1 protein-coding gene is annotated in these 286 nt (G+C 64.7%); it reads left to right on the plus strand.

Going from position 1 to position 286, the window contains the following annotated elements:
* A partial coding sequence (locus PZH32_RS14060) for a hypothetical protein (RefSeq protein ID WP_275208888.1) occupies positions 1–286 on the plus strand: 286 nt, incomplete at both ends.

Genomic DNA, 286 nt, shown 5'->3' on the forward strand with positions numbered 1-286 from the left:
CGACTTCCGAGCTACAGGTGCGAAGTGCTGGGATAGCAGCGACTGCATCGAGGTGTCCTACACGGGGCTCCAGCCCCTTGCCTACGATTACGGCCTGGAGGGCGTGGCCATGCTGCGGGCGGCCGAGCTGACCATCTCCCACAGCCATACGCGCCCCAACGGCGAAAGGTATACGACGGCGTTTTCGCAGCTGCCGCTGCGAGGTCGTGGCGAGAACATCGCCTCGGGCACGGGACGCATGAGCAAGAGCGCCTACGTGTTCGATCTGTGGCGCGAGGACGACAAG

This window comes from Adlercreutzia equolifaciens, from assembly GCF_029076695.1.
In the GTDB taxonomy this organism is placed as follows: domain Bacteria; phylum Actinomycetota; class Coriobacteriia; order Coriobacteriales; family Eggerthellaceae; genus Adlercreutzia; species Adlercreutzia equolifaciens_A.